Origin of the sequence: Salinispirillum marinum (assembly GCF_042650105.1) — a bacterium.
GTDB lineage: Bacteria > Pseudomonadota > Gammaproteobacteria > Pseudomonadales > Natronospirillaceae > Salinispirillum > Salinispirillum marinum.
This window is the reverse complement of record NZ_JBHSAL010000002.1, coordinates 937,711-953,862: the sequence shown is the minus strand read 5'-3', so window position 1 is coordinate 953,862 and position 16,152 is coordinate 937,711. Positions and strand designations below refer to the sequence as shown.

Sequence of the window (16,152 nt, the reverse complement as noted above, 5' to 3'; positions counted from 1 at the left end):
ATGTCCTCGCGCGCCCTTCGTATTGCGGTGATTGCAGGCGAAGCGTCCGGCGATCAGCTGGGCGCAGGTTTGTTGTCCAGCCTCAAAGCCTTGCATCCAGACATCGAATTCGCTGGCGTCGGTGGTCCCGGCATGCAAGCGCAAGGCTTGGTCAGTTGGGCCGATCAGGAACGTTTGGCCGTAATGGGATTGTTTGAGGTGATACGCAAATTGCCCAATTTACTGCGTTTGCGTAAGCAGTTGTTTCACCAAATACTGGCATGGCAACCGGATGTGTTTTTGGGTATTGATGCCCCGGATTTCAATTTGCCGTTAGCACGTCGGCTGCGCGCCCGAGGGGTCACCACGGCACACTACGTCAGTCCATCCGTATGGGCATGGCGGCAGGGCCGAGTGCACGGTATTCGTCGTTCAATTGACCTTATGCTCACCTTATTTCCATTTGAGGGCGACTTCTACGCCACGCATCAAGTCCCCTTTGCTTTCGTCGGTCATACCTTGGCCGACCGATTACCCATGCATCCAGATGTTTCTGCCTACCGGCAATCCTTAAATCTTCCGCTTAACGCACCGATACTGGCGGTGCTACCGGGCAGCCGACGGGGTGAAGTGGCTCGTATCGCTCCCGATTTTTTGGCCGCAGCCCGGCGATTGAAGCAACGAATGCCAGATTTGTTGGTGCGCATACCGGCTGTGAACGCAGCACGCAAGCAAGATATTGAGGCGCTTTTGCGCCACGATGATGCCTCTTGGATGCAGGTCGTTGAAGGTAAAGCGCACGACATTCTGGGGGCCAGCGACCTGGTGTTGGTGACCAGCGGCACAGCAACCTTAGAGGCCGCGCTGCTGAAGAAACCCATGGTCGTTGGTTATCGTTTCAGCACCTTAACGTATTGGATCGGTAAGTGGTTGGTGCGTATTCCTTGGGTTGCCTTGCCGAACATCCTGGCACGCCAAATGGTGGTGCCCGAATTGTTGCAAAATGACCTGTCAGCCGAGCGAGCTGCGCAAGAACTGTACGACCTTTGGCATGACAAAGAACGCCGCCTGCATTGTGTCGAAACCTTTCAGTTCATGCATAAGCGCCTCGGCCGACATGCCGATCAAGCGGCTGCCAAGGCGGTACTGGCTCTGATCGGCACGCAGGGGGAAGCGCGGAATGCTTGAGTTGGATCAGTATTACAGCGGTTGCATTGCCGGTACCGATGAAGCCGGGCGTGGCCCCTTATGTGGTCCGGTGTATGCGGCAGCGGTGATATTAGACCCGGCGCGCCCGATAGAAGGCTTGAACGATTCCAAAAAATTGGATGCCGCCGCGCGTGAACGCTTATTCGACCGTATTTGCCAGCACGCTCAGGCGTGGGCCATAGCGCAGTGTTCAGCACAAGAAATTGATCAGTTGAACATTTTGCGTGCCAGCCATTTGGCGATGGAGCGCGCGGTGGGGCAATTGGTCATCGTGCCTGACCAGGTTCTGGTAGACGGTAATCGACTGCCTAAACACCTCAAACTGCCTGCCGAAGCTATCGTCAAAGGCGATGGCCGCCATTCCGCCATTGCCGCTGCTTCTATTTTAGCCAAGGTCGCACGCGATCGGGTCATGGCCGAACTGCATCAACAATACCCGCACTATGATCTGGCGGCGAATAAGGGGTATCCTACGCCGCAACATCTCGCTGCGTTAACCACGCATGGCCCGACCCCCGAACATCGGCGTACATTTGCTCCGGTGAAACGCTGGTTGGAACAAGCCATGATTCAAGGAACACTGGAACTGTAAAACATGACCGCCACTTCAGACACCTTTGTCCATCTTCGCTTGCACACGGAATACTCGTTGATCGACGGCTTGGTGCGGATCAAGCCACTGGCAGGCGCGGTCGCTCAACAGGGCATGCCTGCGGTGGCGATGACCGACCAGAATAATTTTTTCGGACTGATCAAATTCTATAACGCCATGATGGGGGCAGGCATCAAACCCTTGTTGGGCAGTGATCTCTGGGTAGAAAACACCGACGAACCCGGTAAGCCCTTTCGTATTCCGTTTTTGTGCCAAAACCTGCAGGGCTATAAAAACCTGATCGCCTTGATCTCTCGTGCTTTCCAGCTCAATCAAGATGTGCATCGCGCGGTGGTGAAAATCGAATGGATTGCGGAATTGAACGACGGATTGATCGTATTGTCAGGTGCCAACTATGGCGACGTGGGGCAAGCCATTCTGCGCGGTAATGCGACCATGGCTGAACAACGCGTGCAATGGTGGCAAAATCATTTCGGTGATCGCTATTATTTAGAGTTGCAGCGTACCGAGCGGGCCGGTGATGACGCCCATGTGGCCGGTGCGTTAACCTTGGCGAGCCGGTTCAATGTGCCGGTGGTGGCCACCAACGATGTGATGTTCATACACTCGGAAGATTTTGAAGCGCACGAGACCCGCGTGTGCATCAACGAAGGCATGGCACTGGACGACCCGCGTCGTGAACATCGCTTCTCGGATCAACAATACCTGAAAAGTCCGGCTGAAATGGCCACCTTGTTTGCCGATATACCCAGTGCGATCACCAATGCCGTAGAAATTGCCCGTCGCTGTTCGGTGGAAATAGAGCTGGGCAAATATTATCTGCCCGATTACCCAATTCCAGAAGACTTGGCAGATGACCCGTTCTTCCAACAACACACGCCTTATCAAACCATCGCCGAGCGCGTGAAACGTGCTATGGCAGAGGCTTGGACAGGCCGGGAACAGGAACCCGAATACGATACCGCGTTACGCACCGGCATCTTCTTTCACAAAGTATCGTGGGAAGGACTGGAAGAGCGTCTTGCCATCAGCCACGATTCAAGTGCGCCGGACTACGCGTCCGAGCGGCAAGTCTATGTCGATCGGTTGAACTTTGAACTCGACATCATCTTGCAGATGGGTTTTCCGGGTTATTTCTTGATCGTGATGGATTTCATTCAGTGGGCTAAAGACCATGATATCCCTGTAGGTCCAGGCCGTGGCTCGGGTGCCGGTTCATTGGTGGCCTATGCGCAGAAAATCACCGACTTGGATCCGCTCAAGTATGATCTACTGTTCGAGCGGTTCTTGAACCCCGAGCGGGTATCCATGCCGGATTTCGACGTAGATTTCTGCATGGATAACCGAGATCAGGTGATTCAATACGTGGCGGACCACTATGGCCGTGATGCGGTATCCCAAATTGTCACCTTTGGCACCTTGGCGGCTAAAGCTGTGGTGCGTGATGTCGCCCGCGTGCAAGGCAAGAGCTATGGTTTAGCCGATAAGATTTCCAAGTTGATTCCCGGCACACCGGGTATGACGCTGGAAAAGTCATTAGAAGAAGTGCCAGAGCTCAAAGCCTTTATTGAGCAGGACGAAGAGGCGCGTGAAATTTGGGACATGGCGCTAAAGCTGGAAGGTGTCACGCGGCAAACGGGTAAACATGCGGGTGGGGTCGTGATTGCCCCGACTAAGCTGACAGATTTTTCGCCCCTGCTGTGTGAGCCGGATGGCAGCGGGTTGGTCACGCAGTATGATAAAAATGATGTTGAAGCTGCCGGGCTCGTGAAGTTCGACTTTTTAGGTTTACGCACCCTCACCATCATTAAATGGGCGTTAGCGATCATCAACCCGAAGCGGCGGGCACAAGGTCTAGAAGAGATAGATATAGCGCAGATTCCGCTGGACGATGAAGCCGCGTTTAAACTGTTGAAACAGGCCAAAACCACCGCCGTTTTCCAGTTAGAATCGCGCGGTATGAAGGCGCTGATTAAAAACATGCAGCCGGATACATTGGAAGACATGATCGCGCTGGTGGCATTGTTCCGTCCCGGTCCGCTGGACTCGGGCATGGTGGAAAACTTTATCAACCGGAAACACGGACGCGAAGCCATTGCCTACCCGGACGCTACCTATCAGCATCCCTCATTACAGCCCATTCTAGAACCGACCTACGGTATCATTGTTTACCAAGAGCAGGTCATGCAGATCGCGCAGACCTTGGCGGGCTATACGCTCGGTGGCGCGGATTTACTGCGTCGGGCCATGGGTAAGAAGAAGCCTGAGGAAATGGCGAAGCAACGGGAAACCTTTGCCGAAGGCGCTGAGCATAAAGGCATTGATGCCGATCTGGCGACCAAGATTTTCGATCTGGTGGAAAAGTTTGCCGGTTACGGTTTTAACAAATCACACTCGGCTGCCTATGCCTTGGTGTCATATCAAACCCTGTGGTTAAAAGCGCATTACCCCGCAGCATTCATGGCGGCTACCATGTCGTCGGAATTGGATAACACCGACAAAGTGGTGATCTTCCTTGAAGACTGCCGTGAAATGAATGTGAACGTCTTACCTCCCGATGTGAATGCCGGTGACTACATGTTCACGGTGAACGACCAAGACGACATTGTATTTGGTCTGGGGGCCGTGAAAGGCGTTGGTGAGGGCCCGGTATCGGCGATTGTGGAGGGTCGTGCCAGCGGTCCCTATGTCGATCTATTTGATTTTTGTGCCCGGGTTAACTTGAAAAAAATGGGCCGCCGGGTCATTGAAGCACTCATTAAGTCAGGGGCCTTGGATACCATTGGACCAAGCCGTGCCGTATTGATGGCTGCCTTGCCTGATGCGATGAAAGCGGCGGAGCAAGCCAGTGCAAATGAAGCGGCGGGGATGGTGGACTTGTTTGGGGACATTCAGCTGAATGATGAAGCGGATCCCTACCATGATTATCGTCACCTGATTGAATGGCCGATCAAGGAACGTTTAGCGGGTGAAAAAGAAACGCTGGGCTTATACCTTACCGGACACCCGATCGACGAATACGAAGAAGAAGTGAAACGCATCGTAAGCGCCCGGCTGGCCGATATTGTACCGCGCAAGCAGGACATGCAAACGCTGGCGGGGCTGGTCATCGATATCCGCCGCATGAAAACCAAAGCGGGTAAGGACATGATGTTCGTAACGCTCGATGATCGCACCGCGCGCATCGAGTTTGGTGTCTTTGATGAGCAGGAGTCACCATGGGTCAGCTTGATAGAAGTGGGTCGGGTGATTTTTGTGCAAGCCGAAGTGACGTGGAATGAATACCGCGAAGAAAACCGGGTCAAGGTGTCGGATGTGGTGGATGTGGCCCAAGCGCGGCAGCGTTTTGCCCAATCGGTGGTGATTCGCATGGCCGATGTTGCTCACGGTGCGGTAAAAAAACAACTGGACCAATTGAAGCAGTTGTTGGCAGAACGCCCGGCCGACAGTCCCAGTGTGCCCATGCATATTGCGTATCAGCGGGCGGATGCCAGAGGGGAAGTCCTGCTCGGCGACGCGCATAAGGCGCCACTGACCGATGAGTTTTTGTACCGTTTACGGCAGGTCTATGGCGTTGACGCCGTTGAGGTTCGTTTTCATCGTTGATCAAAAATAGAATTGTTTACTTAAATTCACAGCTCAATCTTAGCCATTCTGCTTGTCTCCCCGCGTGTGAACCGCTAGGCTGCAAACAGATGAATATACCGGTTGTTAAAACCGATTAACCCAATGTATGAGTGTGGGGACGCGTAATCCATGAATCCCAACTATCTTGATTTCGAGCAACCCATTGCGGAGCTGGAAGCCAAAATTGAAGAATTGCGCTTGGTCGGTAATGATCATGAACTGAACATTACCGAAGAAGTAGACAAGTTGCGTAAGCAAGCCGTGAAGTTGACGGAGAATATCTTCACCAATTTGACCGCTTGGCAGGTCTCCAAATTGGCGCGTCATCCGTTGCGCCCGAACTCGTTGGAGTATTTTGCGCGAATTTTTACCGAATTCGATGAAATGCATGGTGATCGTCATTTTGGCGATGATGGTGCCATCATCGGGGGTACCGCGCGTTTGGATAGTAAGCCGGTGATGTTGATCGGCCAGCAAAAAGGGCGCTCGGTACAAGAAAAAGTTAAACGCAATTTCGGCTGTCCACGTCCGGAAGGGTATCGCAAAGCGTTACGTTTGATGGAGTTTGCCGAGCGGTTTCGTATGCCGGTCATGACGTTTATTGATACTGCGGGTGCGTATCCGGGTATCGATGCCGAAGAGCGCGGGCAAAGTGAAGCCATTGCATTCAATCTGCAAAAAATGTCCAGCTTGGAGGTGCCTATCATCTGTACGGTGATTGGTGAAGGCGGTTCCGGGGGTGCTCTGGCGATTGGGGTGGGTGATCACCTGAATATGCTGCAATATTCCACCTATTCGGTGATTTCGCCGGAAGGCTGTGCGTCTATTCTGTTTAAAACCTCGGATCGTGCACCCGATGCGGCCGAAGCTATGGGGATAACGGCCAACAAATTGTATGACTTGGGCTTGGTCGATACAGTCATTCAAGAGCCATTAGGTGGTGCTCATCGTGATCTTGATCTGACCGCAGCGAAGATCAAGCAGAACTTATTGAGCCAGCTGTCGGAGTTGGAACAATTGCCGGTAGGTCAAATGTTGGAACAGCGCTACCGCCGATTAATGTCGTACGGCAATTTTGCCTAATCGGACACGCTAGGTAAGCGCCTATGTGTAACGAACATCGGTAAAACAAGGGGTTGCTATGACATTGGCTCAACATCCCCCTTTTTATGAGTTTAAACACCTCAACGACGGTGTTATAGCGCTGGAGCACAAATGCTTTTTACAAGGTAAGGCGGCCATGGACCGTGTGCCCGCCTACCTGTTCACCATTATGCATTTGGCCGCGAACCAACCGATTGGTGAAATCGATTTACGATTAATACCGACAGACTACTTGCAGCTTTATGGGGGCCAAATGGGCTACCATATTGATGTCCCCTATCGCGGTCATCGCTTTGCCGTAAGAGCCTGTTTGTTGTTGCAGGAAGTTGCGCAGGCGCATGGACTGACCGAGGTATGGATAACCTGTAACCCGGATAACCTAGCGTCGCGTCGTACCTGCGAGCTCATTGGCGCAACCTATGTCAATGAGGTCAAGGTGCCCTTTGCCAGCGAACTGTATTGGCGTGGAGACCGCTTCAAATGTCGTTATCTGTGGGACCTCACGCAACATCACTCCTTGACCTTCTGAACCACGCCAGAGCTGACGCAGCACCGCGTATTTGGGTTGCCTACAGCGGTGGTATGGATTCTTCAGTGCTGGCGGCTTTGGCTGTAAAACGCTGGCCGGATAAAGTCGCGTTACTGCACGTTAACCATCAATTACAACCTGTGGCAACAGACTGGGTAGCGCATTGTCAGCGCCAAGCCGATGAGTGGCGCGTGCCGTTTGTCGCTGTTAAGGTGACCGTAGACATGGCCGCTCGTTCGGCACAAGGTGTTGAGGGTGCGGCACGATCGGCCCGCTACGCGGCGTTCGCACAGCATGTAGCCACCGACCAGGTGTTGTTAATGGCCCATCATGCGGATGACCAGGTTGAAACCGTGCTCTATCGCTTATTGCGTGGTGCGGGCCCGGACGGCTTGGCGGGCATGTCCGAATTCAGACCGTTAGAAACGGGAGGCCAGGTTTGGCGACCTTGGTTGACACAGCCACGCACGACCTTACAGGCCGCCGCCACGGAACTTGGTTTAACCTGGGTGGAAGATCCGACCAATGCGCAAGCCGAAGCGGATCGGAACTTTTTGCGGCATCGGGTATTGCCGGTGATTGAAGAGCGCTGGCCGCAATATCGGGCCACGCTGGAACGCGCACGGACCTTGCAGGCACAAGCGGCGCATCAACTGCAAACGTTTTGGCAGCCGCTGGTGGAAACACGTCAGCAAGGCGATGGCTTGCGCATCGATGATGTTATGGCATGGCCTGAAGCGGATCAAATGGCACTGTTGCGAACCTGGTTAGCGGACTTTGCGCCGTCGTATCAGCAATTACGCGCTTTGATTCATACGGTATTGCCCGCAGCACCCGATGCTTCTCCGCAGGTGGTTCTAGGTCCGGTCAGTGTACGCCGCTATCAGCAGGCTTTGTACATCGTTTCAGATCAGCCGGCACCACCAGAACACCACATTACGCTTTCCTTAACACAATCAGCCAGTCACCCGGCGTTTGGGCGGGTCTGTTTAAGTGATACGCAAACGGATGAAGACGCCTTGGTGTTGCCGCTGGAATGGGCGCAACGATCCGACCTTTCGGTCGATTGTCGGCGCGGCGGTGAGCGCTTTCACCCGTACGGACGACAAGGTAGTCGCGACCTTAAACGACTCTTGCAGGAATGGGGCATACCGCCTTGGCAACGCGATCGTATCCCTTTGGTTTACGCGGGTACAGAGTTGATTGCGGTGGGGTTGCGTGTGGTGGGTCGCGGCTGGGTGCTGGCGCAGTCGTTGGACAGACCAGACCGCTAACGACGACCCAGCCACCAAAGCGTCTCCAGGTCTTTTACCCACTGCTGCATGGCCTGCCACGGATCCTGCCAGCCAAGGTCGGGCAGCGCCGCGCGCAGAGCGTATCGCTCTGTTTTGGTCAACTGCAAGAGGCGATCGACCATTACGGCATCGACCCACGGATTTGCCAGGCCCGCATATTCCCAATCCAAAACCACCCATGCATCACCCCTCAACAGCAGGTTCCCGATATGGAGATCATGATGTGTCAGGCGAAAGGCGTCTGTCGACCAGTGCTGCGCGCGTTGCACTGATTGCACGAGGGTAGCAATGGTGTGCGGGTCAGACCCATGCAGCCGTGCATCATCGGCATATTGTTGGGTCAGTCGGCGATAGTTGTAGGGTGGCAATTCGATGTCGACATTCCACCACGTCATGACATGGTTCAGTAGGTGCTGGCGTGCACGACCAGAAATCTGTTCCAGGTGCGGGGTGTTGCCGTCTGAGAAGCGAAATAAAACGCCGTGATTGGCATCGTGCCAGACCAGTTGTGGCGCAAAAGGAAAAGTCTGTAAATGCCGCAAAATAGTCAATTCCTGAGCGAGTCGCGCTTTCTGTAACGGCGTCGATGGACTCTGCCGCCACACCCAAGCACCGCGCGCGCTGTCTATGCGCCAATGCGGGCAGCCAGTACCTAAAGGTAAGCGGGTTAGGCGATGAACATCGCCAGTATGGGCCAGTGCGGCCGACGGGAGTGTTATCTCGACTTGGTGATTGGTCATCTCATTGCTATACTCGCGGGCGTCTCATCGGGGTGCTGGAACACATCGTAGCATGTGTGTCTGGCTGAGAGTTTACCCGCTGAACCTGATCCAGTTAACTCTGGCGTAGGGAATGGGATGGAGCCTGACACAAAACAGGCCAATGCCTTCCTCGCCGGTCGCTGTTGTCTAACGAACCGGGAGTCATCATGAAATACCCTCGTACACCTTTCGTCGTTACCTTGTTGTCGGCTTCTCTTGCGGGTTCTGTACTCGCGAATGATTTGACCGTTTATACCTACAGTTCATTTACCAGCGAATGGGGTCCTGGCCCGCAAATTAAGGCTGCGTTTGAGGAGCAATGCGCATGCACCCTAAACTTTGTCAGTACCGATGATGGCGTTAGTCTGTTGAATCGGGCACGTATTGAAGGACGAAACACACAAGCTGACGTTATCTTGGGCATCGACGATGCACTGATGGCCGAAGCGCGCGCGCTGGGCGTGGTGCAGTCACACCGCTTGAACTGGGCAGACTATCCCTTGGCGCCCGATCTGCAATGGCAGGATGATACCTTTGTACCGTTCGACTATGGATATTTTGCGTTTGTCTATGACACCGAAAAAACACCAGAACCTGCCGGTTCGTTGCGCGAATTGTTAGCCAGTGATGCAGCCATTATTTACCAGGACCCGCGCACCAGTACCGTGGGGCAGGGCTTAATGATGTGGATGAATGCGGTATATGGGGCAAATGTAGAAGGCGCATGGGCTGATTTGGCGGCGCAAACCGTCACGGTAACTTCAGGCTGGTCAGAAGCGTATGGCATGTTCTTGGAAGGCGAAGCGGATTACGTGTTGAGTTACACCACGTCTCCGGCTTATCACATGGTGGCTGAAGGATCAGACCGCTACCAAGCCGCTGGTTTTGCAGAAGGCCATGTGGCACAAATTGAAGTGGGTGCAGTGTCGGCTTTTACGGACAATGCCGAACTGGCGAATGAGTTTCTGGCATTTTTGATCAGTGCCGAAGCACAAGCCATCATTCCAGTCACTAACTGGATGCTGCCGGTACGTACGGACGCTGAATTGCCAGACGCCTTTGCCAGTTTGCCTGAGCCAGCGCGCATTGGCTTTACGCCGGAAACCGTTTTTCAAGAACGGCAAAACTGGATTCGTACCTGGCGTAATGCCGTCAGTCAATGACCTACGTAATCCCACCCTATCAGTCCGCAGACGCGGCTCGTTCTACCACCTATTGGAGTGGGTTGGCGGGTTGGGTCAGTTGGCTTGCTATGGGCACGTTACTGAGTGTATCCGGCATTGCGGTTCTGGCGCTGTGGGGTGGGCAACAAGCCGGCGCACAATGGACAGCGCTGCAAGATCCGTGGTTATGGCGGGTGCTGCGATTTACGTTGTGGCAGGCCGCCTTGAGCGCTGCATTGTCAGTGTTGTTTGCCCTGCCTGTTGCCAGGGCCGTTGCCTTAGACGAACAGTTACGCGGCACCAAGGCATTTCTGCGCTGGTGCCTGCTCTGTTTTGTCATGCCCAGTCTGGTGTTGATTACGGGCATGGTCGTTTTGTTTGGCCGCTCGGGTATATTAACACCTTGGTTGGGCAGTGACTGGAGCCTGTATGGCTTGTCGGGCATTCTTTTAGCGCATGTGTTTCTCAATATGCCCTTTGCCATTCGCGTGCTGACCTTTCAGTGGCAAAGTATCCCATCGACCGCTTGGAAATTGGCGGCGCAATTCCAACTGTCATCCTGGCAGCGTTTTCGTTGGGTGGAATGGCCCGCGTTACGCGGTGTGTTACCGGCCGCCTTCGGGTTAATTTTCCTGTTATGTTTTAACAGTTTTGCGGTGGTTTTAACGTTGGGCGGGGGGCCCCGTGCGACCACCTTGGAAGTCGCCATTTATCAAGCGCTTAAATACAACTTCAACCCGCAAGAGGCGTTGATTCTAGCCGCCATTCAATTGCTTGTGGCGGGTGGTTTTTTTGTTCTCTTTAATCGCTTCGGCAAGCTAAGCTGGGTCATGCCTGCTACCGGGCTAGGTTGGCGGCCAAGACTGAGTGGGCTTGAACGCCGGGCGGGCCAATGGGTGTATGGTCTGGCCATTGTATTTTTAACGGCCCCTGTATTGGCGCTGTTGGTGGTGGTCAGTAGAGTGAACATCGCATCGTTGCCGTGGCTTTCACTACTCATTAGCATGGGTTATTCCCTGCTGTTTGCCCTTTCAGCCGCGCTGTTTTCATTGCTCTTGGCGTTAAGTTGTCTGGCCCTTTGGCGTCGTCAACCCAGTGCGCGACGACGACAGTGGGTGGACGGGGTAGCCCTGCATCACTTGGTCATCCCAGGTATGGTGCTTTCCGTTGGGCTGTATATCTTTTTTATGCCTTGGGTGAACTGGCAGCGCTGGGGCTGGCTGGCGGTAGTGGGGTTGAATGCGCTGGTAGCATTGCCTTTTGTATATAGCCACCTCAAACCGCGCGTGCATGAATACGATGCCCAGTATGGCCGTGTTGCCGCCGATTTGGGTTTGACCGGATGGCCGCATTGGCGGCGTACGATTCTGCCTAAATTATGGCCTGCGGTGCAGCGCGCCTTCGCCATAAGCTTCGTTTTAGCGCTGGGTGATTTTGCGTTGTTTGGTATTTTTGGTCATGACCGCTGGCAGACTTTGCCGTGGCTGATTTATGGCCTAACCGGCGCGTATCGTCTGGCCGATGCAGCCTTTGCTGCGCTGTTGTTACTGGCACTGGCGTGGTTTGCTTTGTGGTCCTTGGAGCGCTCCTATGCTCGACGTTAAAGAATTGCATCTACTTAGAGCCGGACAGGTTTGGCGTTATAACTTTCAGGTGCCGCGTGGCACCGGACTGGCGTTAATGGGGCAAAGTGGGGCAGGAAAGACATCGCTGCTGGAATGTTTAGGGGGATTTTTACCCGCCCAGTCCGGACAGATATTGCTCGATAGCGTGCCTATTCACGGCTTGCCACCGGAACAGCGGCCCACGTCCACACTGTTTCAAGACCACAACCTGTTCGAGCACTTAACGGTAGCGCAGAATTTAGCGCTGGGGTTTCAGCAAGGTAAGCCCAGCCCGGCACAATGGGCGCGTCTGCAAGCGGCCTGTGAAGTGCTTGATGTAGTGTCTTATTGGTCGCGCTTGCCCAGCGCCTTGTCGGGCGGTCAGCGCCAGCGTGTGGCCTTGATTCGCACAGTGTTGCGTGAGCAGCCCGTTATTTTATTGGATGAGCCGTTCAGTGCGTTGGATGATGGCAGCCGCGAGCGCGCTGGGGCGTGGGTGCAAGATGAAATTCGCAGGGCGCGAAAGGTGTTGGTGTTTGTGACGCATCAACAGGCCGATGCGGAGAGGTGGGCGGAGCAGGTGGTGGAGGTCACCACCTGATCTAAAAACCGCTTTTTCTCAATCTGGCGTTGTTAAAAAAGCTCTCGAATCGCTCGTTTACGTGCAGTAAACGTCGACTCTTCTTGATCTTTTTTGCCTAGCCAGATTTTCGCCTCTTCGGTTTTGCCATTTTAAGAAGCTTTTTCTCAATCTGCCTTTAGGGCTACACGTTAAACCGGAAGTGCATGACATCGCCGTCTTTTACAACGTATTCCTTGCCTTCTAAGCGCATTTTTCCGGCCTCTTTGGCGCCTTGCTCGCCTTTGTATTGAATAAAGTCGTTATAGGCGATGGTTTCCGCACGGATAAAGCCTTTTTCAAAGTCGGTATGGATAACGCCTGCTGCTTGTGGTGCGGTAGCGCCAATGCGGACGGTCCAAGCACGCACTTCTTTCACGCCTGCGGTAAAGTAGGTGTGCAAGCCCAGTAATTCATAACCGGCGCGAATCACTTTGTTGAGGCCGGGTTCGTCCATGCCCAAATCGGCCAGAAACTCATCACGTTCTTCATCTTCCAGTTCCGCAATTTCAGACTCAAGTTTGTTACAAATCGCCACCACTTGTGCGCCTTCTGCTTCCGCAATACGCGTCACTTGATCCAGTAGTGGGTTATTGAAGAAACCGTCTTCGTCTACGTTGGCGATGTACATGGTGGGTTTCAGGGTCATCAAGTGGAAGTGGGTATCCAACATGCGTTTTTCGTCTTCACTCAATGCCATAGAACGCAGCGGTTTGGCTTCGTTCAAATGTGGCAGAATGCGCTGCAATACCTCAACTTGGACAATGGCTTCTTTGTCTTGCCCTTTGGCTTTCTTTTGCAGTTTTAACAATTGTTTTTCGACGCTGTCTAAATCGGCCAATGCCAGTTCGGTGTTGATGACTTCGATGTCGGCAACGGGGTCTACTTTATTGGCTACGTGAATCACGTTGTCGTTATCAAAGCAGCGTACGACATGGGCGATGGCGTCGGTTTCACGAATGTTCGCCAAAAACTGATTGCCCAAGCCTTCACCCTTGGATGCACCGGCGACCAAACCCGCGATGTCGACAAACTCCATGGTAGTAGGTACGACACGCTCCGGTTTTACGATGGCGGCAAGCGCATCCTGCCGAGGGTCCGGCACCGGCACCACACCCGTGTTGGGTTCAATGGTGCAAAAAGGAAAGTTTTCCGCGTCAATGCCAGCCTTTGTCAGTGCATTGAACAGCGTTGATTTGCCGACATTGGGTAAGCCGACGATGCCACATTTAAAACCCATAACAAACCTCTCGTTTAATCTGTTACCCAGCTTTGCTGCTGTGCAAGGAATTCATGGCTTGCGCCCATTCGCCGTTACAAACCCGTACCATTTCGCTGGCGGCGGCTGCAATGGCATCATCTATGCGTGTTTGATCGGCCGGTGCGGCCTTGGTCAGCACGTAGTTTACAACCTCATTGGCGGTTCCTGGGTGTCCAATACCCAAGCGCAGGCGATGAAAGTCACGGACGTTGCCCAGCTGGGCGATGATGTCTCGCAACCCATTGTGCCCACCATGACCACCGCCTTTCTTGAGGCGCGCGACGCCAGCGGGAAGATCCAGTTCATCATGAGCGACCAGAATCTCATGCGGCGGCACTTTATAAAAATTCGCCAGAGCGGCTACGGATTGTCCGCTGCGGTTCATAAAGGTCATCGGTTTTAGCAGCCATACCGGTTGCTGGCCTATGTTGACCAGACACCATTCACCGGCATATTTTTTGTCCGCTTTCCATTGCCCATGCCAAAGATTGGCGAGTCGATCCACAAAGTCAAAACCGGCATTGTGTCGGGTGCGATCATACTGTGGGCCGGGGTTTCCTAGCCCAACGATGAGACGTATGTGATCCGAATGGCTCATGTTCTGGTTTCACTTTTTTCAAGTCTGGCATAAAAAAAGGGGCCGCGAAGCCCCTTTTTCGTCACGCGGGACGCTTAAGCGTCTGCTTCTTCGGTGTCTTCATCAGCCGTGCTGCCGCCTTTAGCGCCCAAGACACTGACGACCGGTGCGTCGTGCGTTGCGCCTTTGGCCAATTCAACCAAGGTAACACCTTTAGGTGCCTTGATGTCGGACAGGTGGATAACGCCACCAACGGGCAAGTCGATCACATCCACTTCGATGAACTCAGGCAGATCACCCGCTTTACAGGTGATTTCTACGTCATTCATGCTGTGCTGCAACAAGCCACCGGCTTTAGCGCCAACGCACTTGTCTTCGTTTAAGAAGTGCAAAGGAATGCGTTTGTGCACGATGGTGGTCTTGGTAACACGTTCGAAGTCCATGTGTACCACATCGCCGCGTGCTGGGTGACGTTGCATATCCATCAAAACAACTTGTTGCTCTTTGTCACCGATTTGCAACGTCAAAACGTGAGAAAAGAAACCTTCGTTTTGGGTTGCCTTGGCAATGGCCGACTGGCTGAATGACAAGTTCACAGGCTTCTGTGCTTTGGTTCCACCGTACATGATTGCAGGGATCTTGCCTTCGCGACGCAGGCGGCGGCTCGCACCCTTGCCTGTATCAGCGCGATCTTCAGCAACCAAGGTATATACTTGAGACATTTCGTTTACTCCATAGAATAAAAAAGCTGTGCACATCGCGACCAATGAACACAGCCGTTGTTGCAGCCTACCGACTTTTCATCAATAGGCCGCGTGTTGAGCCAAGTCGGCTCTGGTATCAATGATGTTCGCTAAAACTGAGCTAAGTCGTTGATTTAGCGGAACATTGCACTGATGGATTCTTCGTTACTAATGCGGCGAATGGCCTCGGCCAAGATACCCGCCATAGAAAGCTGGCGGATGTTACCACATTGTTTTGCCTCAAGCGACAATGGAATGCTGTCGGTTACAACGAGTTGTAAGTCCGCGCTGGCAACACGTTCAATGGCCGGACCGGATAACACCGGGTGTGTCGCGTAAGCCACTACTTTACGGGCGCCGAATTTTTTCAGGGCAGATGCCGCCATGCACAGTGTGCCTGCGGTATCCACCATGTCGTCGACCAAAATGCAGGTCCGGTCCGTTACATCGCCAATGATGTTCATCACTTCCGATTGGTTCGCTTTCGGGCGGCGCTTGTCAATGATGGCCAGATCTGCGTTCAACTGCTTGGCAATGGCACGAGCACGAACCACGCCGCCAATGTCAGGTGATACGACCACTTTATTGTCATAATTCTGCTTCATAATGTCGTCAAGCAGAATGGGGGAGCCATAGATGTTGTCGACTGGAATGGAGAAGAAGCCTTGAATCTGGTCAGCATGCAGGTCTACGGTTAGGACACGATCCGAACCCACGACGGTTAACATGTCGGCGACGACTTTAGCGCTGATGGGCACCCGGCTGGAACGCGGGCGACGATCTTGCCGAGCATAACCAAAGTAGGGCACAACCGCTGTGATGCGGCCCGCTGAGGAGCGACGCAAAGCATCAATTAACAACACCAATTCCATCAGATTTTTGTTGGTGGGGGCGCAGGTCGGCTGAATGATGAACACGTCGGCACCGCGTACGTTCTCATCGATCTCAATAGCGACTTCTCCATCACTGAATTTGTCGACTCGAGCGGCGCCGAGCGGGATATCAAGGCGCTTGGTGACCTGTTCTGCGAGTTCAGGGTTGGCGGTCCCTGTGAAAACCATCATGTTT

At 53.6% G+C, this 16,152-nt stretch carries 14 protein-coding genes and 1 riboswitch; of the genes, 9 read left to right on the top strand and 5 right to left on the bottom strand.

The window, feature by feature from the left end; all coding sequences use genetic code 11:
• The 6 genes from lpxB (at window position 1) to tilS (ending at window position 8,335) form a co-directional block, all read left to right on the top strand.
• Window positions 1-1,167, top strand: a complete 1,167-nt coding sequence (lpxB, locus tag ACFOSD_RS11620; RefSeq protein ID WP_380696686.1) for a lipid-A-disaccharide synthase — start codon at window positions 1-3, stop codon at window positions 1,165-1,167.
• Window positions 1,160-1,780 carry a ribonuclease HII gene (gene rnhB, locus ACFOSD_RS11615; RefSeq protein WP_380696684.1) on the top strand — a complete coding sequence of 207 codons (621 nt, stop codon included), beginning with the start codon at window positions 1,160-1,162 and terminating at the stop codon, window positions 1,778-1,780. The genes lpxB and rnhB overlap by 8 nt, the downstream gene beginning before the upstream one ends.
• A gap of 3 nt (window positions 1,781-1,783) precedes the next feature.
• Window positions 1,784-5,407, top strand: coding sequence for a DNA polymerase III subunit alpha (dnaE, locus tag ACFOSD_RS11610; protein WP_380696682.1), 3,624 nt, complete (start codon window positions 1,784-1,786; stop codon window positions 5,405-5,407).
• A gap of 150 nt (window positions 5,408-5,557) precedes the next feature.
• Entirely contained in the window at window positions 5,558-6,511 is a 954-nt protein-coding gene (gene accA, locus ACFOSD_RS11605; RefSeq protein WP_380696680.1) for an acetyl-CoA carboxylase carboxyl transferase subunit alpha, read from the top strand.
• A 58-nt stretch (window positions 6,512-6,569) separates the two neighbouring features.
• Window positions 6,570-7,061, top strand: a complete 492-nt coding sequence (locus tag ACFOSD_RS11600; protein ID WP_380696678.1) for a GNAT family N-acetyltransferase — start codon at window positions 6,570-6,572, stop codon at window positions 7,059-7,061.
• Window positions 7,013-8,335, top strand: a complete 1,323-nt coding sequence (gene tilS / locus ACFOSD_RS11595; RefSeq protein WP_380696676.1) for a tRNA lysidine(34) synthetase TilS — start codon at window positions 7,013-7,015, stop codon at window positions 8,333-8,335. Before ACFOSD_RS11600 ends, tilS begins: the two co-directional genes overlap by 49 nt.
• On the opposite strand, the gene ACFOSD_RS11590 is transcribed toward tilS, so the two are convergent.
• On the bottom strand, window positions 8,332-9,096 hold the full coding sequence (locus ACFOSD_RS11590; RefSeq protein WP_380696674.1) for a phosphotransferase: 765 nt from the start codon (window positions 9,094-9,096) through the stop codon (window positions 8,332-8,334). The genes tilS and ACFOSD_RS11590 overlap by 4 nt on opposite strands.
• A gap of 18 nt (window positions 9,097-9,114) precedes the next feature.
• Window positions 9,115-9,225, top strand: a riboswitch (TPP riboswitch).
• A gap of 59 nt (window positions 9,226-9,284) precedes the next feature.
• On the opposite strand from ACFOSD_RS11590, the gene thiB reads away from it, so the two are divergent.
• The 3 genes from thiB to ACFOSD_RS11575 are packed head-to-tail and all read left to right on the top strand — an operon-like array spanning window position 9,285 to window position 12,485.
• Complete coding sequence (thiB, locus tag ACFOSD_RS11585; protein WP_380696672.1) at window positions 9,285-10,280, top strand: thiamine ABC transporter substrate binding subunit; 996 nt, start codon at window positions 9,285-9,287, stop codon at window positions 10,278-10,280.
• Window positions 10,277-11,884 (top strand): ABC transporter permease subunit, encoded by a 1,608-nt coding sequence (locus tag ACFOSD_RS11580; protein ID WP_380696670.1) that lies wholly within the window; start codon window positions 10,277-10,279, stop codon window positions 11,882-11,884. The genes thiB and ACFOSD_RS11580 overlap by 4 nt, the downstream gene beginning before the upstream one ends.
• Entirely contained in the window at window positions 11,871-12,485 is a 615-nt protein-coding gene (locus ACFOSD_RS11575; protein ID WP_380696668.1) for an ATP-binding cassette domain-containing protein, read from the top strand. The genes ACFOSD_RS11580 and ACFOSD_RS11575 overlap by 14 nt, the downstream gene beginning before the upstream one ends.
• A 163-nt stretch (window positions 12,486-12,648) precedes the next feature.
• On the opposite strand, the gene ychF is transcribed toward ACFOSD_RS11575, so the two are convergent.
• The 4 genes from ychF to ACFOSD_RS11555 all read right to left on the bottom strand — a co-directional run bounded on the left by ychF (window position 12,649) and on the right by ACFOSD_RS11555 (window position 16,145).
• Complete coding sequence (ychF, locus tag ACFOSD_RS11570) at window positions 12,649-13,743, bottom strand: redox-regulated ATPase YchF (protein ID WP_380696666.1); 1,095 nt, start codon at window positions 13,741-13,743, stop codon at window positions 12,649-12,651.
• 22 nt (window positions 13,744-13,765) lie between these two features.
• Complete coding sequence (gene pth / locus ACFOSD_RS11565; RefSeq protein ID WP_380696664.1) at window positions 13,766-14,362, bottom strand: aminoacyl-tRNA hydrolase; 597 nt, start codon at window positions 14,360-14,362, stop codon at window positions 13,766-13,768.
• 74 nt (window positions 14,363-14,436) lie between these two features.
• Window positions 14,437-15,063, bottom strand: coding sequence for a 50S ribosomal protein L25/general stress protein Ctc (locus tag ACFOSD_RS11560; protein WP_380696662.1), 627 nt, complete (start codon window positions 15,061-15,063; stop codon window positions 14,437-14,439).
• Window positions 15,064-15,218: 155 nt separating this feature from the next.
• Window positions 15,219-16,145 carry a ribose-phosphate pyrophosphokinase gene (locus tag ACFOSD_RS11555; protein WP_449329100.1) on the bottom strand — a complete coding sequence of 309 codons (927 nt, stop codon included), beginning with the start codon at window positions 16,143-16,145 and terminating at the stop codon, window positions 15,219-15,221.
• Window positions 16,146-16,152: the final 7 nt, after the last annotated feature.